Source organism: Bradyrhizobium sp. URHA0013, from assembly GCF_000518345.1.
Taxonomy (GTDB): domain Bacteria; phylum Pseudomonadota; class Alphaproteobacteria; order Rhizobiales; family Xanthobacteraceae; genus Bradyrhizobium.
In genome coordinates this window covers 1,396,201-1,417,893 of sequence record NZ_JADK01000003.1, presented here as the reverse complement: position 1 = coordinate 1,417,893, position 21,693 = coordinate 1,396,201, and the positions used below count along the sequence as shown (strand labels likewise).

Genomic DNA, 21,693 nt, shown 5'->3' with positions numbered 1-21,693 from the left:
GCAGCGAAGCAATCCAGAATCTTTCCGCAGCGGCAGCCTGGATTGCTTCGCTGCGCTCGCAAAGACGAATTACTCGATCACCCGCGCCCGCAAGTCGGCATCCGGTACGACGCACGAATCATACTTGCCGAAGATGCGGTAGCGGTTGCGCGCGACGAGGTTGTAGAGCGGGTCGCGCAACGCTTTCGGCACAGCGAATAGCATGCTCACCCAGCCCCAGCCGGGGAGCTGCGACAGCACCGTCAGCGCAGCGTCGGATTTCATGAACACCGCGCTGCCATGAACCACGGCATTGGTGTCGGGATCATCCGGATCGATGTCGAACGTGCGTGCGAGCCGGGCGCCATAGTCGGACTGGATCGGCGTGAAGCGAAATCGCTTCGCCCTATCACGTTTGGCGACGAAGCGGACCCAGCGCGAGCAAAAAATGCAGACGCCGTCGAACAGGATCACGTCGTCGTCAAGCCATTTGGGCATCAGCGATTGTCCAACATCAAAAACGCGACAAGCATCAGCACGATCGCCGGCCCAGTCTTCACCAGTGCGCCGAGCGGCTCGATCCAGAGGTCCGGCGTCAGGATCGCGGCACCAAACATATAGCCCAGCGAAGCCAGGATGCCCCCGACGAGTCCGATCGCAGCGGTGCGACGGACGGCAATCAGCACGCCAAGGCTCATATCCATCAGGCTGGTGCCGATGGTGATGGGATCGACCAGCGCCGACGGAAAATTGTGCGCAGTCAGGATCCCGGCGGCGGCGCGATAGGACACGAACAGCGCGATGCAGCCGGAGACGCACCAGAACACGACAAGGCTTGCGAAGATCAGCGTCTTGACCAGGAACAGCCGCGCGAACCACTTATCCTGGATCGTGGCGGGGTGGCGGCCGACCGTCTGAGCCAGTGATTTCGGCACGATGCCCGTGGCGGCGATCCATGCCGAGGGATCGCCGCGCACGCCGCGGCGCAGCTCGGCGATGGCCGTGGAGCGCATCGGCGGCATCCAGCCAAGATAGTTGGCGACGTCGCCGCCTTTCGCGCCGAGATCGAGCATGAAGGACAGCATCGCGACGCGCAACCAGCCGGCCGTGCCGAACGCGATACGAAACTGCTCGATGACGCCAGCCATTGTGATCGGTTCGACCTGCATCAGGTCCCAGTTCACAGCCTTCACCGAAGCGTCATCGATATCGCGCGCGGCAAGCCAGGCAATGGTGGCGGAAATATCCTCGACAGCAACGGGCTGGAACGGCGTCGCCATCTCCTTCTCCGGCAGGTCGAGCGGAAAGGCCGCAAGCGCGCGGAGCATCGCACTGCCGCCATAGGCCGACGGCGCGACCACGAAACCGGGCCGCAGGATGGCGTGGGGAAGGCCGGAAGCCGCGATCAAACGTTCGGCCTCACGCTTCGTTGTTGCGAACGCGGTTCGATCCTCGCCCGCGGTCCCGGGAATCGAGATGTGCACCAACCGGATCGCACGGCCGCTGCCGCCAATCGCCTGAAGCAATCGTGCGACGAGATCCCGATGCACCGCGTTGGTGTCGCTGCCGGGTCCGTCCTGGAGCACACCGAGGCAGTTCACGACGACATCGACCGCGTGCTCACCGAGGAGGTGCGTCAGAGCCGCCGCATCGAGGGAGAGGATCGGCAGCTCGATGTCCAGCGCGCTCATCTTCTGGGCGGGCGACAGGCTGCGCGCCACCCCGACGACGCGAAATCCCTGCGCGCGAAGATCGTCGGTGACGTAGCGGCCGATCAGGCCGGAGGCGCCGAGCACGAGAATGGTTCGCTGGCTCATGACCCTCCTCAAAACGGTTTTGCGATCATCAGCCAGAGAATCAGCATCGTGGCGCCAAAGCCGGGAAAGCCGAATGCGAACCAGCGGCGGAACAGAACAAAATAGCGCTCCGGAAGCGCGCCACGCTGCTCGGCGGCCTTCCGCGCGAGATCGCGCATCTCGATCTGCATGAAGATCACGGGGATCCAGAACAAGCCAGCAATTGCATAGAGCGCAAGGGAGGCGAGCAGCCAGCGCTCGGCGACCGACGTTGCCGAGAGCATCATCAGCAGGCCGCCCGTGACCGGCTGGAGGATCACGGCGGACAACGTGAAGATCGCGTCGGCGATCACGACTACCGAAGCGGTGCGCGCGATGAACGCCACGTCGTTCGTGCGATGTGCCATCAGCATGAAGAAGGCAATACCGGTTCCGGTGCCGAGGATGACGATAGCTCCGAGCACGTGCAGATATTTGATGAGGAAATACAGCGTCATGGCTTCTTGGTCACCACGGGCTTGGGCAGGTTCAACCCACGCGCAAGCTCGGCACTCGCGGCTTTGACGCCGGCCTCGGTTTCGATCATCCAGTGGCCCTCGCTACCGACGGCCGGCGTCGTCCGGAAGTCGACCTTGCCACCGCCACCGCGAAACGCATCGACCAACGCACGCGAAAATGCCGGTGCAAAGTAGCTGTCATTGGCGGCAACGAGCCACGTGATGGGGATGCGCGCGGCCTTGCCGAATTCAGCCGCCGCGGCGAGAAGCGTATGCGGCGCGCAGATCCGGTTCGGCTCGTCGTTGGCATGGCCGCCGCGGCCCGGCGCAATGGCGATGATGGCGGAGATCGCCTTCGGATCGGCATTCGCGAGCGCCAGCGCGCCCCAACCGCCGGCGGAATGTCCGATCACGAGCGCGGCGTCGTTCCGGATAAAATCCTGCTTTCGCACATAGTCCAGCGCGAGCGCGATTTCGTCGGCCGTTGCGCGGCCCGAGCGCGCATAGTCCGCCTCGTCGCAGCCACCCTGGTCCTCGACATAACGGCCGCCTGTTACGCCATGGCCGAGCCGTTCCGGCACCAGCACGGCGAAGCCGCGCGCGATGAGGAACGCAGCGAGCGCGCGGTATTCCGGCTGAGACATTTGCGCGCGCCGCAACCCATTTTGCGTCGAAGCATGCGCGATCACCGCAAGCCGGAACGGGCCGGCACCCGGCGGGCGAAACAGCAAGGCATGAGCGGCGATGTCGGTATCCGGCGACGGCACGTGCCATTGCTGACGGCGAAACGGATCGCCCTCCGCTCCGGACGAACCAAAAATGACCTGAGCGCACACAGGCGGCGCAGTCAGCAAGGCCAACAGAGCCAGGAGCACGAGAATGTTGAGGAGCCGCATGAATGGCCGGAGGCGAGAACAGCGACAGTTAGACTAGTAGGAACGAATCAATATCGGCAGACTTTCTGCGTTGCCATTGCCGTTCATTCGTTGCCGCAAAGCAGTTTTGCACCGACGCAGAGCACCCCGGTGCCATTCGAATCGGCGTCTTGTCTTTTTTCGGTACAACATGGTTCAAATACTGATGCAGAAAGTCCACAGGTTAACCGATAATTAAGGATAGGTCTTGCCGCCGGCGCGGCGACTTGGTTTGATCACGTCCATGAGCACAACCCTGATCGAGGTCCGGCCGGCCAAAGCCGCAGATGCAACTGCGGTGGCGTCCACCCATGACGAAGCCTGGCGCTCCGCCTATCAGGGCATCATTCCCGGCGCCGAACTGGAAAAGCTGATCAACCGCCGCGGTCCGCAATGGTGGGACAGCGCGATCCGCAAGGGCAGCCGCGTCAGCGTGCTGGTGTTCGGCGACAAGATCGCGGGCTACGCCAACTACGGCCGCAACCGCGCCCGCAGCCTGCATTTCGACGGCGAGGTCTACGAGCTCTATCTGCGTCCCGAATTCCAGGGGCTGGGCTTCGGCCGCCGCCTGTTCACCGCGGCTCGCCGCGACCTGATGCAGAGCGGCCTGAAGAGCATGGTGGTGTGGGCGCTCTCGGACAACGATCCGGCCACCGAGTTCTACCGCGCCTTGGGCGGCCGCATGGTGGCACGCTCCTCGGAGCGTTTCGGGCCGAAGTCGCTCGACAAGGTTGCCTTCGCTTGGACCAATTGAGCTGCTGAAGTCCGGCCGGCAGCATTTCCCTTCCGTCGATACCGCTGCCTTTTGAGCCGGTGATCGCCGGATTCATTATTTCACAAAAACGCGATGGATCAGCGGGCCAAGCCCGCGTATGACAGCGCCAAAATCGCTGCCGGGTGCGATTTAACCTCGGCAACAACGGAGCCTTGAATGCGTATCGATGCGATCTCGATCGGGAAAAACGTCCCCCACGACATCAACGTCATCATCGAAGTCCCCGTGGGCGGCGAACCGATCAAATACGAGATGGACAAGGAAGCCGGCACGCTGGTGGTCGACCGCTTCCTCTACACTCCGATGCGTTACCCCGGAAACTACGGCTTCATTCCGCACACGCTGTCCGATGACGGCGATCCCTGCGACGTCCTCATCATCAACACCCGCGCCATTATCCCAGGCGCGGTCATGAGCGTGCGCCCGGTCGGCGTGCTGTTCATGGAAGACGAAGCCGGTGGCGACGAGAAGATCTTGGCGGTGCCCTCGTCCAAGCTCACCCAGCGCTACGACAAGGTGAAATCGTATTCCGACCTGCCGGACATCACGCTCCAGCAGATCCAGCACTTCTTCGAGCACTACAAGGATCTCGAACCCGGCAAGTGGGTGAAGATCCTGCGCTGGGGCGGCCCCGAGGATGCGCACAAGCTGATTCTCGAAGGCATAGATCGCGAGAAGAAGAAGAACGGGTAGGTCTTGTGTCCCGGACGCAGCGCGGCATGAAATGACGCGACGCTGAGCCGGGATCATGGCGCCACCGTACTGGGCCCCGGCTCAGCATCGCACTGCGCTGCGTCCGGGACACGAGAGTGGCGTTACACCGCCGGTTTCGGCAGCCCTGCAATCGCGCAGGCCGCGCGCAACGTGTTCACGAGCAGGCAGGCGACTGTCATCTGACCGACGCCGCCCGGCACCGGCGTGATGGCGCCAACAACTGCGAGCGCTTCCTGATAGGCAACGTCGCCGACGAGACGCGTCTTTCCGTCGTCCTTCGGGATCCGGTTGATGCCGACGTCGATCACAGTCGCCCCCGGCTTCAGCCAGTCGCCGCGCACCATCTCGGACTTTCCGACCGCGGCGTAGACGAGGTCTGCGCGCTTGACGAGCCCGGGCAGGTCGCGCGAGCGCGAATGCGCGATGGTCACCGTGGCGTTCTCGTTCAGCAACAACTGCACCAGCGGACGGCCGACGAGGTTGGATCGGCCGATGACGATGGCGTTCATGCCTTCGAGCGAAGCATGCACGCTCTTGGTCAAAATGATGCAGCCGAGCGGCGTGCAGGGCGACAGCGCCTCGAAACCGCCGGCGAGGCGGCCGGCATTGTTCGGATGCAGCCCGTCGACGTCCTTGGCGGGATCGATGGCATTGACGACGGCCTCGGTGTTGAGGCCCTTGGGCAGCGGCAATTGCACCAGAATACCGTGCACGGCGGGATCGCGGTTGAGTTTTGCGACCAGCGCCAGGAGATCCGCTTGCGAGACGTCGGCCGGCAGCTTGTGCTCGAACGAGGCCATGCCGGCGGCCTGGGTCTGGGTGTGTTTCGAGCGGACATAGACCTCGCTAGCGGGGTCGCTGCCGACCAGGACCACCGCGAGGCCCGGTACCAGATTGTGCTCGCGTTTGACGCGTGCGACCTCGTCCGCGACGCGGGCGCGAAGTTCCGCGGCGATGACTTTTCCGTCGATGATCTTGGCGGTCATGTCAGTTCCCTCAATCCGTCGATTTGGCTGATGCGAGCTGGCGCAGGGCTTCGCCGAGCCGCGCCGGATCGCCGTCGACCGCGATCTGCTTCAGCCGCGAGGTCGCTCCCGACAGGAGTTTGACGCTGGCCTTGGGCACGCCCAGCGATTTCGCCAGCAGCACCAGAACGGCCTTGTTGGCCTCGCCGCCATCGGCGATGGCGCGCACACGCACCTTGAGCACGCTGCGGCCATCGGAGAGCTGCTCGATCCCGTCGATGTCGTCGCGGCCGCCGCGCGGCGTTACCCGCAGCGCGATGCTGATTCCTGCGGCCCCGTAACGCCAAGGTTCCTTGATGACAAGGTTCTTTGGCAACCCGGGGCGCTCCAGCCTGCTTAGATCACGTTCGGGTAGATGTAATACAGGATCACCCGCTCGATGAACATGATGAGCAGGATCAGGATGATCGGCGAGATGTCGAGGCCGCCGAGGCTGGGCAGGAAATTGCGAATCGGCGCCAGGACCGGCTCCGTGATTCGATACAGGAACTCCGCCACCGCCGACACGAACTGGTTGCGGGTATTTACGACGTTGAAGGCGATCAGCCAGGACAGGATCGCGGACGCGATCAGCAGCCAGACGTAGAGGTCGAGCACGATGATGACGATGTCGAGAACGGCACGCATGGCTTTTAAAAACTCTGGCTTCGGTCGGGATTGACGTCTTTTGCTAGATATCGGTTCCCCCCGGTCCAAACAAGGGAAGTCGGTGCCGGGATGGCTAAAACCGGGTTACAGCCGTCCTTGACTTGACCTTGGCGGGGACTTAAATGGCGCCCGGTTGTCGGCCGCATTGACCAGAGCGGCCTACAAAAGGGGCCATAGCTCAGCTGGGAGAGCGCGTCGTTCGCAATGACGAGGTCGGCGGTTCGATCCCGCCTGGCTCCACCAGCCTTCGCTCGCTTCGCGAGTTTCGGCTCGGCAAGCCCGTAAGGTCTCTCGCAGCGAAGTAAGCGAAGGCTGCCGCGGCGTAGCCCGAAGGGCGAAGCCGGGCTCCATCCGCCCCCCTACTTCCCCGTAAATCTCGGCGGCCGCTTCTCCATGAAGCTTGCGACCCCCTCCCGGAAATCGCTGCCGTTCAGCGCCACCATCATGTCCCGGTTGGCCGCGATCGTCGCCTCCGCCAGCGTCTGGAACGGCACCTCGTAGAGCTGCCGCTTGATCACGGCCATCGCGCTCGGCGAGACGAAATCGGCGAGGTCGCGCGCATAGGCATAGGTCTCCTCGCGGAGTTTCTCCGGCGAGCAGAGCCGGTTGACCAGCCCGATCCGCAGCGCCTCGTCACTCGAAACGCGCCGCGCCGAGAGCAACAGATCCATCGCGTTGGCGTGGCCGACGATTCGCGGCAGCATCCAGCTGATGCCGTGCTCTGCGATCAATCCGCGCCGCGCAAAGGCTGTCGTGAACACCGTGTTGTCGACGGCAAAGCGCAGGTCGCAATAGAGCGCGTGGACGAGGCCGATGCCGGCGGTCGCGCCGTTGAGCATGGCGATGACGGGCTTTCCGATCGACGGATAGAAGCCATAGCGCGTCTGCCAGTCGGGCCGCCGGTTCATGTCGAAGGGCGGCAGGTTCGACGCGCGCCTGACATCATCGGGATCGAGCCCCTTCAATGCGTCCATGTCGGCACCGGCGCAAAAGGCACGGCCCGCGCCGGTGATCACGATGACGCGGACATTGTCATCGGCGCTCGATGCTTCCATCGCATGGCGCACGTCGCGCTCCATGATCGGCGTCCACGCATTCATGCGGTCGGGACGGTTGAGCGTGATGGTCGCGACCTTGTCGCTGACCTCATAGAGAATGTGTTCGTAGGCCATGGCGCTCTCCCTTTGCTTGCCGGCACGCGTTCGCGCGCGCTCGTTGACAATGAGCCTAGCATACAAACGGATGAGAAGAGCTTGCGCTAAGGCGCGATCACTCGGCTGCTTGCGCCAGAACCGGTCGGCGCGTCAGCCAGCCGTCCATGAAGTGATCGAGCCAGGCGCGTTCGGCGGCATCGTAGACGGCACGATCCGCGAAATGATGATGCCGCTGCCGCGCGCCGGGCGCGCTGAGGCCGTCATAGCCGCGCGTGGTCCAGCAATGCATCATCGCGTAGGTCACGTCAGGATGGAACTGCACGCCGAAAGCGTTGCCGGTGCGGAACGCCTGCACCGGAAAATCATCGCCTTCCGCAAGCAGTTCAGTGCCGACCGGCAGTTCGAAACCTTCGCGATGCCAGTGATATACCCGCGCCGGCCAATTCGGGCAGAGCCGGTGTCCCGCTTCTGTCGGGCGGATCGGGTAGTAGCCGATCTGGGTCAGCGCATCGGCATGCGGCGCGACGCGAGCTCCTAATTGCCTTGCGAGCATCTGGGCGCCGAGGCAGATGCCGAGGAACGGCCGCTGTTCGCGGAGCGGAATTTCGATCCAGTCGATCTCGCGGCGGATGTAGTCGTCTGGATCGTTGGCGCTCATGGGACCGCCGAAGACGACCGCGCCGGCATGCTGGTCGAGGGTCTCGGGCAGCGGATCGCCGAAGCGGGGACGGCGGATGTCGAGGCGATGGCCGAGCGCGCGCAGCGCATTGCCGACGCGGCCGGGTGCCGAGGATTCCTGATGCAGGATGATCAGAACCGGCAACCGGGTTTCGGAGGCGGCAACGTTCGGCGTCCTTCTGGGGAAGGGCACCACTTCTGCGCCACCAAACCTGTTCGTCCGGAACGACATGGTCTCTGCGAGTGCTATCGGTTCAGACCGCCAGCATAACTAAGCGATCGTTAATTTCGTGTGAGTTTGCGCACACACACGCCCGATAGAAAGCAAGCTCCGGGCCACGACCGACCGAGAGCTCTCTTTACTGTCTTTGCCTCTGAAACCGGCTGGTAGCAGACAGGATGAAGCCGCGCGGGAAGAAGCGCAGCGCAAATGGCACGATCTTGATGCCCATACCAGGGAGCACTGCCCGCTTGTTGGCCATCAGGCCGCGATAGGCCTGCCGTGCGACATCGGCGGCAGGAACATTGAGAAGGGCCGTATCATGGCCGGACCCAACGCCGGCGCGCGCCTGGAATTCGGTGGGCACCGGGCCCGGGCAAAGGACGGTGACGCGAACGCCGTGCGGTGCAAGCTCCGCCCGCAAGGCCTCGGTGAAGGAAATGACATAGGCTTTGGACGCGTAGTAGACGGCCATGCCGGGTCCGGGCAGAAAGCCGGCGACCGATCCGACGTTGAGAAGACCGCCCTTGTTCTTGATGAGCTGATCGGCAAAGCGCAGCGACAGGTCCGTCAGGGCCCGGACATTGACATCGACGATGCCGAGCTGCTCGACGCGGTCTCGCTCGATTGCGTCACCGAATACGCCGAAGCCGGCATTGTTGACGAGATTGTCGAGCTCGACGCCTTCGGCGACGAGTGCGGCCGCGATCTTCTCGCCGGCATCCGCATCCTCGAGATCGCAGGCGATCACGATCGGCTTCTTGCCGCCCTTGGCGGCGAGCTCGTTCGCGAGCGCCTCGAGCCGGTCCGCGCGTCGCGCCGTCAGCGCAAGACGATGTCCGTTCGCGGCGAACACACGCGCCAGCTCCGTGCCGATGCCCGCCGAGGCACCGGTGATCAAGGTTACCCGCTCAGTCACGATCGAGATCTCTTCAATTGAAGTTTTTTGGCCCCGCAATGCTGGAACGAGAGCATAGGCCGAGCGCGACAGGCAAGCGGCGCTGGCAGCATGGCCACTTGAGCCGGTGACAGGGGGCGCAAAACCCCGGGATTTTACGGACGAATCCGGAGTCGAGACGGCCGGGGGCTACATTAAAGTTTCGTCATGTGTCGCCACAACCGCCAATTGGTTGTGCTGACGAGATCACCCACCGAGTGCGCTGTCCTTGACCTGACCACCGGCACGATCTGCGACCGCGTGCTTCAGGTCGATCCGGTCGCGCTGGGCGATCCCGAGCAGGTCGGAGGCGCGCCAGACCACATTATCCTCGAACTCGGTGACCTGGCCGTCGGCGTAGACCAGCTCCCACATCATCTGGACGACCCGCTTGCGGCCCTCTTCGTCGAGCGAGCGCATCATGATGCTGGTGAAGTGATAGAGGTCGACCGCCTCGCCCTCGACCTCCGTCGCATCCGCGATCAGACGATCGGCAGTGCCGCGATCGAGCCCGAAGTGGCTTTCGATCAGGCTATGCAATTTGCGCTGCTCGGCAGCCGTCGGCTGGCCGTCCAGCGAGATCACGTGAACCAGCAGCGCGGTCGCCGCCAGCCGGTAATCACTGTCACCGAATGCGCGGTCCTGGGCATGGGGAGCAACAATGTCGGCGATGAATTGGCGCAGGCCGTCGAGCATAAGGTCCTACCGAATCGATGAAGCCGCGGAGCGCGGCCGCTACCAGCATTATATGAGCAGGAAACTCAACCGGCGCAACGTGCGTCAGTTCCGCGCGACGCATTACGTTTCGGCAATCTGGAGCGTTTGCCGGGCTGACGACAGAGGTTTGGCGCAAATTGCCTCCACAACGTCATTGCGAGCGCAGCGAAGCAATCCAGGATCTTTCCGCGATGACAGTCTGGATTGCTTCGTCGCAAGTGCTCCTCGCAATGACGCAGACCATGGTGATCGCCGCCCCTCACGGTATCTCGTACACCACCATCTTGTCGGCGATGCCGCGCAGTGCGGCCTGCTTCTGGATCGGCCTGATCTCGCGCTGCTTGAGGACTTCGGCGACCGCCGGTGCATCCAGCACCGGGCCGGTGATGTGGATCTCCTGCGCGGTCGAGAGGCTCTGCACGCGGGCGGCGATGTTGACGGTCTGGCCGAAATAATCCTGCCGCTCGTTCAGCATCACCGCGAGACACGGACCCTCGTGGATGCCGATCTTCACGATCAGATCGGCAGTGCCGCGCTTTTTGTTGAGCTCGTCCATCGCCGCGCGCATCCGCAAACCCGCTGCGATCGCATGCTCGGGACGGACGAAGGTCGCCATCACGGCGTCGCCGATGGTCTTCACCACCGCGCCTTTCTCGGAGGAGATGATCTCGAGCAGCGCATGGAAATGCGCGCGCACGAGGTCGAAGGCGACTAGATCGCCGACGCGCTCATAGAGCGCGGTCGAGCCCTTCAGATCGGTGAACAGGAAGGTCAGCGAGGTGATCTGGAGCCGCTGGTCGAGACTGAGATTGTCCGCCTTGAAGACGTCGCGAAACGTCTGGTTCGACAGCATCCGCTTGGCGGTAAGAAACGGTTTGCGCTTGCCGATGAGGTGATGGAGTGCCTCGGCCGCGATGAACACCGACGGCAGCACGCGCACGCCGGCCTGGTTTTCCAGCGACAGCCGCAGCGGGCCCGGCCGCATGGTCGTGGTTCCCGTCGGCGCCTGCACCTTGTTGTACATGATGGCGAGCTGCTGACGGTCCTTGGTCGGCTCGCCCTGCACGTCGATGAAATGGGCGGCGTGCGTCACCGGTTCGAAGATGATGATGAAATCGTTCGGCAGTTGTAGCGACATGGTCGCCTTCTCGCCCGCCGGCAGCTCCATCGTATCCAGCGTCACCTCGTTGGCGAGCGTCGCAAACGATTCCTTGTTGAAGTCGACGCCGGAGCTCCAGAACACCTGCTTGAAATACTCCCACACCGGCAGCGTATCGGGATCATGCGCCGCAATGCGCCGGACACGTGAATTGACGGTGAAGGAGACTTCGACCTGATCGTCGACCGAGGTCTTGTAGCCGCAGGCGCAGAGCGCGCAGTGATACTCATCTGGCTTGAGCGCCTTGAGGGTCGAATGCGCGCCCAGCACGCCGCCGCAGCCCGGGCACAACACGTTCCAACCGAGATCGAACAGGCCGAGCCGCGCCGAATGCAGGAACGCCGAGATCACGCGCTCTTCGTCGAGATTGTGCTCTCTGGAGAAGTCCAGGACATTGACGCGGTTGAGCTCGTGATCCTCACCGTCTTCGATGAGGCGCGTGATCGCGTCGACCACTTTCGCATCGGCGGTCTGCTTCAGAACGGAAAACTGGGCCTGGATGTCGCTCATGGCGTAACTCTATCTGGTGTGGATCACGCCGTCGGCCAGGCGAATGCCTGTCACCGACGCGTGATGCGGAACAGGGGTGAACGGTCCGGCTGGGTCGTGACGACGCCGAGCGGAATGACAGGGCTGGTATCGGCAAGCTCGACACGGAACGCGCCGATCAGCCGGGCCAGCGCCAGCACGGATTCAGCTTGCGCGAATGGTGCGCCGATGCACACGCGCGGACCCGCGCCAAAGGGCAGATAGGCAAACCGATCGGGCGCTTCCGTCGACATGAAGCGTTTTGGAATGAACGCGTTCGGCTGATCCCACAGTTTCTCGTGCCGGTGCAGCAGCCACGGCGCGATCATGATGATGTCGCCCTTGCTGATCTCGACGCCGGCCGCGTTGTCCTTCTCGCGCGCGGCCCGGGCGATCAGGAAGGCCGGCGGATAAAGCCGCATGGTCTCCTCGATCGCGGCGCGGGTGAACTTCTGGCGATCGATGTCGGCCATGCTGTCGAGGTGTTCGCCACGGGTCTCGGAGGCGATTTCTTCCTGCGTGTCCGGGTCGAGCGCGAGCAGATAGAGCGCCCAGAATAGAGCGGTCGCCGTGGTCTCGTGGCCCGCGAGGATCATGGTCGCGACTTCGTCGACGAGTTGCTCGTCCGAAAAGCCCTTGCCGGTCTCAGGATCGCGCGCCTCGTCCATGAGATCGAACAGATCGCGCGGCGGCGCGCCGTCCTTTTTGCCCATCTCACGCCGCTCGGCGATCAGCATCGCGACGAATTCGGTCCAGCGCTTGCGGAAACGGGCGCGGGCAAAATCCATCGGGCTCGGCCAGGACAGGGGCAGCACCATGTCGAGCAAGTACGGCCGTCCGAGTCGGGCTCCATACTCCATGACGAAGTTGCGTAATGTCGGACCATGGCGGTCCATGCCGAACGAGAACATGGTGCGTCCGGCGATCTCCAGCGTCATCCGCTGCATGATCTCGCGCAGATCGACCGGCTCGCTCGTTTGCGCGTCGAGCTTCGCGATGGTCTCGTCGAGCACCGCCGTCATGTGCGGAACGAGATTTGCCGTCGCACGCGGCGTGAACGCCGGCGCGAGGGTGCGGCGCTGAAACGTCCACGAATGGCCCTCCGCAATCAGAAGACCGTCGCCGAGCACGGGACGAAGCATGCGGATGCCCGCCGGGGTGCGCGAATAATTCTCGTAATTGCTGAGCAGGACATGCCGGATCGCATCCGGCCGGTTCAGGATAAAACTGTTGCGGAAGAAAAAGCGGCCCTCGATGACGTCTTCCTCGTAGGCGCGCTGCCCCCAGGTCGCGATCATGTTCCGCTTGATCACGGCAAGCCGGCCGAGGAACGACATGTCGTCGGGCGCACGCGGCGGGGTCGGAGGGACGATGGGCCGACGCACGCTGGCGATGTTCATGGCTCGCTCCCGCAGAGGTGACGCAGGCAATTAGCTAATAAGTCAGCTCGGCAATCGCAATCCTGTTCTCGGAGGCAGGCCAGGCGCGTGCCACAATTCGTTCTTCGCCAAATTGGGCCACGATGTTACGCCCGACCTCGCCGGCCGAAAGGCGCAGTGTTGCTGTCGAATCCGTGGGCACACCCGATTTGACGTCCGCCGGCTCCTTGCCGTCGAGCAGCACCACGTCCCGTGGCAGGCCGAAATAACCGCGCGGGCGCGACATGATCACGACAGCCCCGGCGTCCTTGTCCGCGGGCCCGAGCGGACGCGCAGCACGCAGATGCACCAGGTCGGACGAGCGCGGGAAGGGCGAGCGGTAGATGTGCGTGGTCGGCGCATCCGGCGCTACGAGGGCGAATTCGAGCGACCAGGAAGGCTCGACCTGCGCCGGTCCCCAGCGGCCGTCGGCGCCGGTCTTCGCGCTGTACACGGCGCTACCCTTGCGCTCCCCGGTTTCAGGATCGACGCGAAAGACATCGACGGTTGCGCCGGCCACCGGCCGATTGGTCGGCGCGCCTCCCGGTGTGCCCGTCACGAGGCCGCTCAGCCTGACGCTCTGCTCCGGCACAATCGCGATCCGCGCGGGCTCGCGAGCGGCGATGAACTTATAGATCTCGCGGAAGGCCCGGGGGTGAAATGCCACCTCGCGATGATCGAGGGCGCCGAGCACGAGGTTGGTGGCCCCCTTCAACTCCGGACCTTCGACGCTGACGCCCGTTGGCGTACCGGGCTTGCCGATGAAACGGCCATCGGCCTGCGCGTATTTGTCCATGCCGTCACTGCGCAAGGTGAGGAAGGCAACACCCGGTGTCACTTCGCTCTCGCCCTCATTGAGGCTGCGCAGGAACGCGCCGCGACCGTTGAACTCGCTGTTCGGCTGGTCGTCGGTCGCGAACACGCCGTGATTGGGCGTGCCGCACAGCACGGCATGGCTGACATCGCCGGCGCCGCCGTTCTTGATCGCGTTTCGGATCGCGTAGCCGCCGCGCGAGCTGCCGACCAGTGCCACGCGGGCCGCGCCGGTGCGGCGCTTCAGTTCGGCTATGGCGGCGGCGAGCTCGCGGCGCTGGTCCTCGGTCGAGGAGCGGCCCGCCTGTTCGACCTTGTCGTCACTTCGTGCATTGGGATCGGTGAAATTGATCGCCGCCATGCGGTCGCGCGCGATACCGTTGGATTCCATCCGCCACAAGGTCGTCATCCAGAGCGCGTCGTAGTCGCCATTGCCGTGGACGAACAGGATCGGAGGCACCTCGCCCGGCCCGGCAGGTGAAGGTTGAGCCAATGCGCCCGTCCGCAGGCTCGCAACTGCGAAGGGCAAGCTGCCGGCCCCCTGCAAGATCATCCGTCGTGACAGCTTCATCTGTTCCTCCCCGGCAAAACCATCTCTTTGCACCGCTTATACCGGCCTAACCACTGGACAGCGAAGGACTTTCGCAGGCATCACTGAACTTGCCGGAATCGCCCAAAGACCGCTCCAAGACAACTTCAAGACCACTTCTGCCAGCCAATTTTGGAAGGGGACATGACCGAGCAGACGAACCGCCAGAAAATTGCGGCCGACGGCATCATGGCGCCGCTGCGGTACACCGTGTTCCGGCGCATCTGGCTCGCAAGCCTGCTCTCCAATCTCGGCCTGCTGATCCAGGGCGTGGGCGCCGCCTGGGCCATGACGCAGATGGCGGCCTCGGCGGACAAGGTGGCGCTGGTGCAGACCGCTCTGATGCTGCCGATCATGCTGATCTCGATGCCGGCCGGCGCCATCGCCGACATGTATGACCGCCGCATCGTGACCCTGATCGCACTCATGATCGCGCTGACTGGCGCGACAGCGCTCACGGTCCTGGCCTGGCTCAACTACATTTCGCCGGAAACGCTGCTCGTCTTCTGCTTCGTCGTCGGCAGCGGCAACGCACTGTTCGGTCCGGCCTGGCAGTCCTCGGTCAGCGAGCAGGTGCCGCCCGATGCCCTGCCGTCGGCCGTCGCGCTGAACGGCATCAGCTACAACATCGCGCGCAGCTTCGGCCCGGCGGTCGGCGGTGTCATCGTCGCCGCACTCGGTGCGGTGGCGGCATTTGCGTGCAATGCGATCCTCTATTTGCCGTTGCTGGTGGTGCTGCTGCTCTGGCGGCGCAACACCGAACCCTCGCGCCTGCCGCGGGAGAAGCTCAACCGCGCCATGGTGTCGGGCTTCCGCTACATCACCAACTCGCCGCCGATCAAGATCGTGCTGTTGCGCACGCTGGTGATGGGCTTGATTGGCGGCGCCATCATGGCGTTGATGCCGCTGGTCGCGCGCGATCTGCTGCATGGCGGCGCGCAGACCTACGGCATCATGCTCGGTGCCTTCGGGATGGGCGCCGTGGTCGGTGCGCTCAACATCCACGAATTGCGCAAGCGCATGAGCGGCGAAGCTGCGATCCGCGCCTGCACCATCTCGATGGCGTTTGCGATGGCCGCTCTTGCCGTGAGCACTGAGCCGGTGCTGACCGCGGCTGCACTGGTGCTCGCCGGCGCGGTCTGGATGGCCGCCATTGCGCTGTTTAATATCGGCGTGCAGCTCTCGGCGCCGCGCTGGGTCGCGGGCCGCTCGCTCGCGGCGTTCCAGGCCTCGATTTCCGGGGGCATCGCGATCGGCGCCTGGGGTTGGGGTCATCTCACCGACTATGCCGGCGTCGAGGTCGCGCTGCTGACGGCCGCCGGGCTGATGCTGATCTCGCCGGTGCTGGGGATCTGGCTCACGATGCCGCGCGTCGGCGCCCGTAACGAAGACGCCGACGTGCTGGCCGATCCTGAAGTCAAGCTGTCGCTCACGGCACGCAGCGGGCCGCTGGTGGTCGAGATCGAATACCGCGTCGCCCAAGAGAACGCGCGCGCCTTTCACAACGTGATGCAGGACGTGCAGCTCTCTCGGCAGCGCAACGGCGCCTATGGCTGGTCGATCGCGCGCGACATCGCCGATCCCGAATTGTGGACCGAGCGCTATCATTGCCCGACCTGGCTCGATTATCTGCGCCAGCGCAACCGTTCAACCCAGTCCGAACGCGCGCTGCATCAGGAGGCGATCGATTTCCACGTCGGCCCCGATCCGGTGCGGATCCGCCGCATGCTCGAGCGTCCGTTCGGCTCGGTGCGCTGGAAAGAGGAGACGCCGGACCAGGCCGCAAGTGAGGTGCTGCCCGTGGTCGCCACTGCGGCGGGAAGCAGCACGTAGGATTTTGCGAGTCCGTAACGACGCCTTATTGCCCGTGATCCGTCAGCACCTTGTCGCAGCCTTTGGTGAGCCGCGTACGGTTCTGCTTGAGGCAGGCGAGCACAGCCTGATCGCCATTGTTCATCACCGGGCGGCAGAAGCGCGTGACGTCGCGTGCGCAGGCGTCGTGACCGGGCTGCTGCGCTGACGCAGCCGATGCAAACAGGATCAATGGAATGATGAAAAGAAATCTGGTCATCGCGTAATGCCTCTTACCCGGAAGATGTGCGGGGGAAGCTAGAGCGACGATCCCGAAGCCGCAACGGCTTTATTGACAGGCGGGCCTGCGCCGCCGCGTGGCTCCGGCATTCACGCCGGGGCACATCGCGAGGGGAGCTAACCGACGCAACGAGCGATCGTTGCTGTTACTGACTGTCCTGGGCGTCAGCGACCTTGCGTGACGCGCCGCCCTTGGCGAGTTCCTTGTCCATCACGGTGCGGCAACCGGCGCTCAGATCCGAACGATGCTTCATCATGCACGCCGTGATCTTCGGGATGTTCGGGATTTCCGACGAGCACAGACGGAAGGCGTCGCCAGTGCACTGCTGCTGCGCTTCGGACGAGAAGGCGAAGCTCGAGCCGGTCGAGGCGATCGAGAGGATGGCGGCAAAGCCCAGAGCCAGGCTGATGTCGCGGATCTTGCTACTCGAGGACTTGGCGTTCAGAGACTTGGTGTTCAGAGACTTGGTGTTCAGCGAGTTGGTCATTTGAAGCTCCCATTGGCACCGCTGGAAGCGGGCCCGTTGTTGATGGGATCGATCATGCTCCAGCAAAACAGTTTCCACTGTGATGACGGTCACGGGAGGCCCACCCTCTGTGACTATGGTCACGTTGGCGCACCTCGCTGAAATTCCTTCGTATCCGCTGCCGTGTTGGTGTCACGTTAACTGTTCCTTCGCATTAATGGCTCGGCGAGCGGGAAATTCCGCCGGTTTGGTTGCGTAATTGGAAAGAATGGCGATGCGTAATGCGTTGGGCCTGATGCTGGCCAGTGTAGTTGCGGCGGTCGTGATTGCCGCCGGCGGTTGGTTTTATTATTCCTCGCGCGCCGACCAGGCCGCTCCCAAGACAATTGCCGCCCGTGCCGCCGATCCATTGCCGGCACAGGCGAAGCTCGCCGCCAAGGACGACGTCGCGACCACGGCGGCGATTGCGGCCAAGCCGGCAGCCGCCCCGGCGCCCGCACCCGCGCCGATGCCGGTTCAGCAGAAATCGACCTGCGCCAATCCCAACGCGCTCGGCGTCTCCCGCGTGGTCGAGATCGACACCACCGGCGGTCCGGGCTTCGGCTTCGATCATTTCAAGCAGTTCGACTTCCTCACCGACAAAGAGGTCGTGCTGACCTTCGACGACGGCCCCTGGCCGGTCAATACGCCCGCCGTGCTGAAGGCGCTCGCGGATGAATGCACCAAGGGGCTATTCTTCTCGGTCGGCAAGCATGCGACCTACCATCCGGAAATCCTGCGTCAGGTGCTGGCCCAGGGCCACACGGTCGGCGCGCACACCTGGTCGCACGTCAATCTGAACGGCAAGAAGATGACGGAGCAAATGGCCAAGGACGAGGTCGAGAAGGGCTTCAGCGCAGTGAGGTTTGCGCTCGGCACCAATCCCGCACCGTTCTTCCGCTTCCCGCAGCTTCAGCACAATCCGGCGATCGTGAGCTATTTCGGCACTCGCAACGTCGCGATGTTCTCGACCGACATCGACTCCTTCGACTTCAGGAAGGGCGCGACGCCGGAGAAGATCATCGAGACCGTGATGACCAGGCTCGACAAGCTCGGCAAGGGCATCATCCTGATGCACGACTTCCAGAAGCACACCGGCGAAGCCATGCCGGCGCTGCTCGCGCGTCTCAAGGCCGGCGGCTACAAGATCGTGCAGATGAAGGCCAAGACGACCTTCCAGACGCTGCCGGAATATGACGAGGCGCTGCTGAAGGACCTGAAGGTGCCGACCTCGAGCGCGCGTCCGATCGGGAGCGTGGTGCAGACGGTTTCGCAGTAACGCGTCAGTCCGATCCAAACTCTTGCGTCATGGCCGGGCTTTTCCCGGCCATATGCTTTTTGAGAGCAGGCATCTTACCAGTAGATGCCGTGGCGATGCAGCTCGCTGATGATGCGGCCTTCGGTCCAGGCGCGCTTGTGCTTCGGTTTATCCGCCTTGGCCGTCGTCTTCGCGGCGGGCTGGGTCGTCGTCGCGGGCGCTGAGGTCGTGGTGGTCGTCGGTGTGGGTGTGGCGGCCGCCGCAGGCGGAGTGAGCGAAACCGCCGGCGGGCGATCGAGATATTTCGGAGCTTCGGCGACTGGCGCTGCTTCGCTCACCTGCGTCGGCGCGGCAGCAAGCGCCGGCGCCGTTTGCTGAACCGAAGCCGGCTCGCTCACCGCGGACAGCGACAGGCTGCGCGGGCCTCCGGCCTGGGCAGAGGCAGAGACCAGCACCATGGTGGCCACCAGAATGATCTTGCGCATATGAAATCTCCCCGTGTTTGGCGTGAGCTGGACACTAGGGGAGCCGCGCTCGGGGTAATGTGACGCGAATCACGCCGGCGGCATCCCTCGCATCTTCATCGGCTACCGCCGAACGCTCAGCTCCCGGATCGCAAAACCGAGACCACGGGGATCGCCCGGAAAATGCGTGACGGCGTTGGTGTCCAATTCGACCACGAGCGTCTCGTCGCTTGCGAATCGATCCAACGGAAATGACAACGGGCCTGCGGGCACGACGCCTTTGTAGATCTCACGTCCATTGATCTTGACCAGGAATTCGTTTCCGGAGATCGGCATGGGCCACAATTCGAGCTTCAACGTGCGCGCCGGTATCAAAGGCTTGTTCGGAATCTCGAGGCGCGCGTTCGGCGATGCCCATTGAAGCGCACCGCCAGGGGTCATTTCCTTGCCGAAAAGGCCGCGCGTTGCGATCCCCGGCGGAGCTTCTGCGCCGACCTCAAGCACATTGCGTTGCCCATCCATGAATTCGCGCGAAGACCGGTCTGTGGCCACGGATATCAGCCGCTGCCCCGGATTGGCCGTGAGCCGTCCGGACGCCACCAGACAGTCGAACTTTTCAAAGCCTTCGGGAAAATACGGCCGCCCCGCGCTGTCGGGCCAGGACATGATTCGCGGCGCCGCCCAAGGCACACGAAGCTCCGCTGCGAGCCGGCGCAACAAATTGTGCATCATCGGATTCGCAACATCGATGACGAGTCCGTTGCAGCTCTTGATGTCCGCCGACAGGCGATTGTAGTCCCAGTCGAGAGACGTCGCCTTTTGCGCGTTGACCTGCGCGGCGGCGGTCGGAAGACCCGGAAGACCCGCGCCCACCGCTTGCATCACCAGCAGCGGCCGCAATATGCCGAGGCCGAGGTGAACAGCCACGACGACGGCAACGGCGGCAACGGCGCTTGGATTCCACTGCTTCGCAGCCAAGGGAGCCAAGGGAGCAACGACAAGAGTGAAGAGCATCGGCATCGCCATGGCCAGGCCCTTGCCCGCGGCCCAACCATGACCGGCCGCGAGGATGGCAATGGGTACGAGGCATCCGGCAAGGCTGCCTGCCAGGAGTCGAGCAGCGCTTCCGTCCGGATCGGCGCGCCAGATCGTCCACGCTGTTCTTGCAATCCCCCTCAACAGCACGAACAGAAAGCCATAGAGCAGCAATTTCCACGCGACCGCCACCGCGGCGGGCCAACCCGCCGACGGCAGCACCGCATAGAGGCCGAGACCCGCAAGCGCGGATTCGACGGGCAATGAGAACCAGGCGTTCGCCAGTTCTCCGATACGACTGTCGGGACTGGCGATGACAGCGAGAAAGTTCGCGTCGCTGCCAAATAGGTAACGCTGATAGTACTTCCACCAGTCGGGCGGGTTGATCGCTGCATGACTCAGCTGGCGGACGACATAGGCAACCGTGCCGGACCAGAGCGGGATGCACGCGAGCAGCGATATTCCCACACCCGCCGCCAAGCCTGACGCAGCCACGGGCAAGGCCTTGCGCGAGGCGCGTTGCCAGGAGCCCATCGCGGCCGCAACCGCCGCGGCGGGACCGTAGATCGTCAGCGATTCCGGGTAGAGAAAGAACGCGCCTGTCATCAAGGCCGCAAAGACCGCTCCCAACCGCATGATCGAGCCGGGCATCTGCCCAAAGCGATTGTGGTCGAAGGCGAAAGCCACGAATGCGAGCAGCAGCAGGAAGATCGGCTGCGTCGCAAGCTGCGACCAGGCGTTGATGTCGAAGACGTACTGCTCGAAGAATCCGATCGTAAGCGCCGCGGCGCACGCAAACCCCAGCCAGCGCCGCATCGAGAGCGCGTTGACAAAGACGAACAGCGCCGCAAACAGCATGTTGAGCTGCATGCCGACCATATACGGATAGGCGCAATCGACGACATCGCCGCGACTGATGGCGGCGATTGCCGCATGGATCATCGACACGGCGCCGCGATAGTCGACGAACTTCAGCGCCATCACTGAAATTGGATTGGAGTTGGCCTCGTCGGCGCCCTGGACTGCCAGGGTTGCGTGGTCGAGCACCCGATACGAAACCGAGGAGCCCACGTACAGCATGTGATCGTAGACGTTGGCCTGGAAAACGCGGAAGCGCGCGCCTCCGGTCCAGCCGGGAGCAAGACACACCATCGCAATCGCCGCGACCGCTATCGCCATCGCAAGCCGGCGTCCGAACGATGGCTCGGGCCGCCGACGCAGCGCCGGAAAGCGCATTGCGGCGGCAATGACAAGACCGGCGATTGCCATCGCAAGCAGCGTCACCCATGGAGCGACGCCGGAGAGATACAGGACCGCGGTTCCTGCGGCGAGAAGGCCGAAGCCAAGCGGCGGCGCGAGCGCCCAGCGCACAGCAAACTGGTCCGACGGCAGAAGCAGGGAGAACGGAAGACCAATGGCGCCGCTCGTGAGCGCGACGAGCCCAACCACCAGGATATCGTGCATGCTGCCTCGCGCCGCCGCATTGCCTTTAGTTTCGGCCGTCCGGACGCGCTGTCAATCCAAGGCAAATGACCAAAGCGCGCGGCACGCGGGCCGCGAAGCATTGTCAGCTTCATGCATGATTTGGGATATTTCGACCTGGAACAGAAAACCCTGCAACGTCTCGACTTAGGTCCGTTCCGCCACCAAAATCTTCGGGCCGGACGCTGGGGCGCTGGTGCCGCAAGAGGGATTCGAACCCCCGACCCCGTCATTACGAATGACGTGCTCTACCAACTGAGCTATTGCGGCGAACCTTGCCGGGGCCTGCGCGAGGC

Annotated in this window: 23 protein-coding genes and 2 tRNA genes; 6 read left to right on the top strand and 19 right to left on the bottom strand. The window is 63.8% G+C overall.

From position 1 onward, the window contains the following. Positions 1 to 69 precede the first annotated feature (69 nt). The 4 genes from N551_RS0106910 to N551_RS0106895 are packed head-to-tail and all read right to left on the bottom strand — an operon-like array spanning position 70 to position 3,168. Positions 70 to 477, bottom strand: coding sequence for a thiol-disulfide oxidoreductase DCC family protein (locus N551_RS0106910; protein WP_027566328.1), 408 nt, complete (start codon positions 475 to 477; stop codon positions 70 to 72). Continuing rightward, positions 477 to 1,796: an SDR family oxidoreductase gene (locus N551_RS0106905; RefSeq protein WP_027566327.1), complete on the bottom strand. Its 1,320-nt coding sequence runs from the start codon at positions 1,794 to 1,796 to the stop codon at positions 477 to 479. Before N551_RS0106905 ends, N551_RS0106910 begins: the two co-directional genes overlap by 1 nt. A gap of 8 nt (positions 1,797 to 1,804) precedes the next feature. Next, a complete protein-coding gene (locus N551_RS0106900; RefSeq protein WP_027566326.1) occupies positions 1,805 to 2,272 on the bottom strand; it encodes a DUF2269 domain-containing protein in 468 nt (155 codons plus the stop codon). Further along, the gene (locus N551_RS0106895; RefSeq protein WP_027566325.1) at positions 2,269 to 3,168 is read right to left on the bottom strand and encodes a dienelactone hydrolase family protein; all 900 of its coding nucleotides are present in this window, start codon (positions 3,166 to 3,168) and stop codon (positions 2,269 to 2,271) included. Before N551_RS0106895 ends, N551_RS0106900 begins: the two co-directional genes overlap by 4 nt. Before the next feature lie 262 nt (positions 3,169 to 3,430). On the opposite strand from N551_RS0106895, the gene N551_RS0106890 reads away from it, so the two are divergent. Both N551_RS0106890 and ppa read left to right on the top strand, forming a co-directional pair. Then, complete coding sequence (locus N551_RS0106890) at positions 3,431 to 3,940, top strand: GNAT family N-acetyltransferase (RefSeq protein WP_007598725.1); 510 nt, start codon at positions 3,431 to 3,433, stop codon at positions 3,938 to 3,940. Between the two features lie 177 nt (positions 3,941 to 4,117). Further along, positions 4,118 to 4,654, top strand: coding sequence for an inorganic diphosphatase (ppa, locus tag N551_RS0106885; protein WP_027566324.1), 537 nt, complete (start codon positions 4,118 to 4,120; stop codon positions 4,652 to 4,654). Positions 4,655 to 4,776: 122 nt separating this feature from the next. Here the strand turns inward: ppa and folD are convergent, their stop codons facing one another. The 3 genes from folD to N551_RS0106870 are packed head-to-tail and all read right to left on the bottom strand — an operon-like array spanning position 4,777 to position 6,327. Beyond that, entirely contained in the window at positions 4,777 to 5,661 is an 885-nt protein-coding gene (gene folD / locus N551_RS0106880; protein WP_027566323.1) for a bifunctional methylenetetrahydrofolate dehydrogenase/methenyltetrahydrofolate cyclohydrolase FolD, read from the bottom strand. Positions 5,662 to 5,671: 10 nt separating this feature from the next. After that, positions 5,672 to 6,016: a DUF167 domain-containing protein gene (locus N551_RS0106875; protein WP_027566322.1), complete on the bottom strand. Its 345-nt coding sequence runs from the start codon at positions 6,014 to 6,016 to the stop codon at positions 5,672 to 5,674. A 20-nt stretch (positions 6,017 to 6,036) separates the two neighbouring features. Beyond that, the gene (locus N551_RS0106870; protein ID WP_007598721.1) at positions 6,037 to 6,327 is read right to left on the bottom strand and encodes a YggT family protein; all 291 of its coding nucleotides are present in this window, start codon (positions 6,325 to 6,327) and stop codon (positions 6,037 to 6,039) included. Positions 6,328 to 6,515: 188 nt separating this feature from the next. Here N551_RS0106870 and N551_RS0106865 point away from each other — a divergent pair. Then, positions 6,516 to 6,591, top strand: a tRNA-Ala gene (locus N551_RS0106865). Between the two features lie 116 nt (positions 6,592 to 6,707). Here the strand turns inward: N551_RS0106865 and N551_RS0106860 are convergent. The 7 genes from N551_RS0106860 to N551_RS0106830 form a co-directional block, all read right to left on the bottom strand. Further along, positions 6,708 to 7,520, bottom strand: coding sequence for an enoyl-CoA hydratase (locus N551_RS0106860; RefSeq protein WP_027566321.1), 813 nt, complete (start codon positions 7,518 to 7,520; stop codon positions 6,708 to 6,710). Between the two features lie 97 nt (positions 7,521 to 7,617). Beyond that, complete coding sequence (locus N551_RS0106855) at positions 7,618 to 8,412, bottom strand: glutamine amidotransferase (RefSeq protein ID WP_027566320.1); 795 nt, start codon at positions 8,410 to 8,412, stop codon at positions 7,618 to 7,620. Positions 8,413 to 8,539: 127 nt separating this feature from the next. Continuing rightward, positions 8,540 to 9,319 (bottom strand): SDR family oxidoreductase, encoded by a 780-nt coding sequence (locus N551_RS0106850; protein ID WP_027566319.1) that lies wholly within the window; start codon positions 9,317 to 9,319, stop codon positions 8,540 to 8,542. A 225-nt stretch (positions 9,320 to 9,544) separates the two neighbouring features. After that, positions 9,545 to 10,033, bottom strand: coding sequence for a TerB family tellurite resistance protein (locus N551_RS0106845; RefSeq protein WP_027566318.1), 489 nt, complete (start codon positions 10,031 to 10,033; stop codon positions 9,545 to 9,547). Positions 10,034 to 10,313: 280 nt separating this feature from the next. After that, positions 10,314 to 11,723 (bottom strand): adenylate/guanylate cyclase domain-containing protein, encoded by a 1,410-nt coding sequence (locus tag N551_RS0106840; RefSeq protein ID WP_027566317.1) that lies wholly within the window; start codon positions 11,721 to 11,723, stop codon positions 10,314 to 10,316. A gap of 50 nt (positions 11,724 to 11,773) precedes the next feature. After that, on the bottom strand, positions 11,774 to 13,141 hold the full coding sequence (locus N551_RS0106835) for a cytochrome P450 (protein WP_027566316.1): 1,368 nt from the start codon (positions 13,139 to 13,141) through the stop codon (positions 11,774 to 11,776). A 34-nt stretch (positions 13,142 to 13,175) separates the two neighbouring features. Then, positions 13,176 to 14,543 carry a hydrolase gene (locus tag N551_RS0106830; protein WP_027566315.1) on the bottom strand — a complete coding sequence of 456 codons (1,368 nt, stop codon included), beginning with the start codon at positions 14,541 to 14,543 and terminating at the stop codon, positions 13,176 to 13,178. A gap of 162 nt (positions 14,544 to 14,705) precedes the next feature. On the opposite strand from N551_RS0106830, the gene N551_RS0106825 reads away from it, so the two are divergent. After that, positions 14,706 to 16,394: an MFS transporter gene (locus tag N551_RS0106825; protein ID WP_027566314.1), complete on the top strand. Its 1,689-nt coding sequence runs from the start codon at positions 14,706 to 14,708 to the stop codon at positions 16,392 to 16,394. A 25-nt stretch (positions 16,395 to 16,419) separates the two neighbouring features. Here the strand turns inward: N551_RS0106825 and N551_RS0106820 are convergent, their stop codons facing one another. Then, a complete protein-coding gene (locus N551_RS0106820; protein ID WP_007604145.1) occupies positions 16,420 to 16,632 on the bottom strand; it encodes a hypothetical protein in 213 nt (70 codons plus the stop codon). 166 nt (positions 16,633 to 16,798) lie between these two features. Further along, the gene (locus tag N551_RS0106815; protein WP_027566313.1) at positions 16,799 to 17,140 is read right to left on the bottom strand and encodes a hypothetical protein; all 342 of its coding nucleotides are present in this window, start codon (positions 17,138 to 17,140) and stop codon (positions 16,799 to 16,801) included. A 253-nt stretch (positions 17,141 to 17,393) separates the two neighbouring features. On the opposite strand from N551_RS0106815, the gene N551_RS0106810 reads away from it, so the two are divergent. Continuing rightward, positions 17,394 to 18,437 carry a polysaccharide deacetylase family protein gene (locus N551_RS0106810; RefSeq protein WP_027566312.1) on the top strand — a complete coding sequence of 348 codons (1,044 nt, stop codon included), beginning with the start codon at positions 17,394 to 17,396 and terminating at the stop codon, positions 18,435 to 18,437. 74 nt (positions 18,438 to 18,511) lie between these two features. On the opposite strand, the gene N551_RS0106805 is transcribed toward N551_RS0106810, so the two are convergent. Together N551_RS0106805 and N551_RS0106800 are read right to left on the bottom strand one after the other, a co-directional pair. Beyond that, positions 18,512 to 18,901, bottom strand: a complete 390-nt coding sequence (locus tag N551_RS0106805; RefSeq protein WP_027566311.1) for a hypothetical protein — start codon at positions 18,899 to 18,901, stop codon at positions 18,512 to 18,514. Between the two features lie 102 nt (positions 18,902 to 19,003). Beyond that, on the bottom strand, positions 19,004 to 20,785 hold the full coding sequence (locus N551_RS0106800) for a hypothetical protein (RefSeq protein ID WP_210164559.1): 1,782 nt from the start codon (positions 20,783 to 20,785) through the stop codon (positions 19,004 to 19,006). A 165-nt stretch (positions 20,786 to 20,950) separates the two neighbouring features. On the opposite strand from N551_RS0106800, the gene N551_RS37755 reads away from it, so the two are divergent. Then, complete coding sequence (locus tag N551_RS37755; RefSeq protein WP_155809507.1) at positions 20,951 to 21,448, top strand: hypothetical protein; 498 nt, start codon at positions 20,951 to 20,953, stop codon at positions 21,446 to 21,448. Positions 21,449 to 21,591: 143 nt separating this feature from the next. Here N551_RS37755 and N551_RS0106795 read toward each other — a convergent pair. Continuing rightward, positions 21,592 to 21,667: transfer RNA gene (locus N551_RS0106795), tRNA-Thr, on the bottom strand. Positions 21,668 to 21,693: the final 26 nt, after the last annotated feature.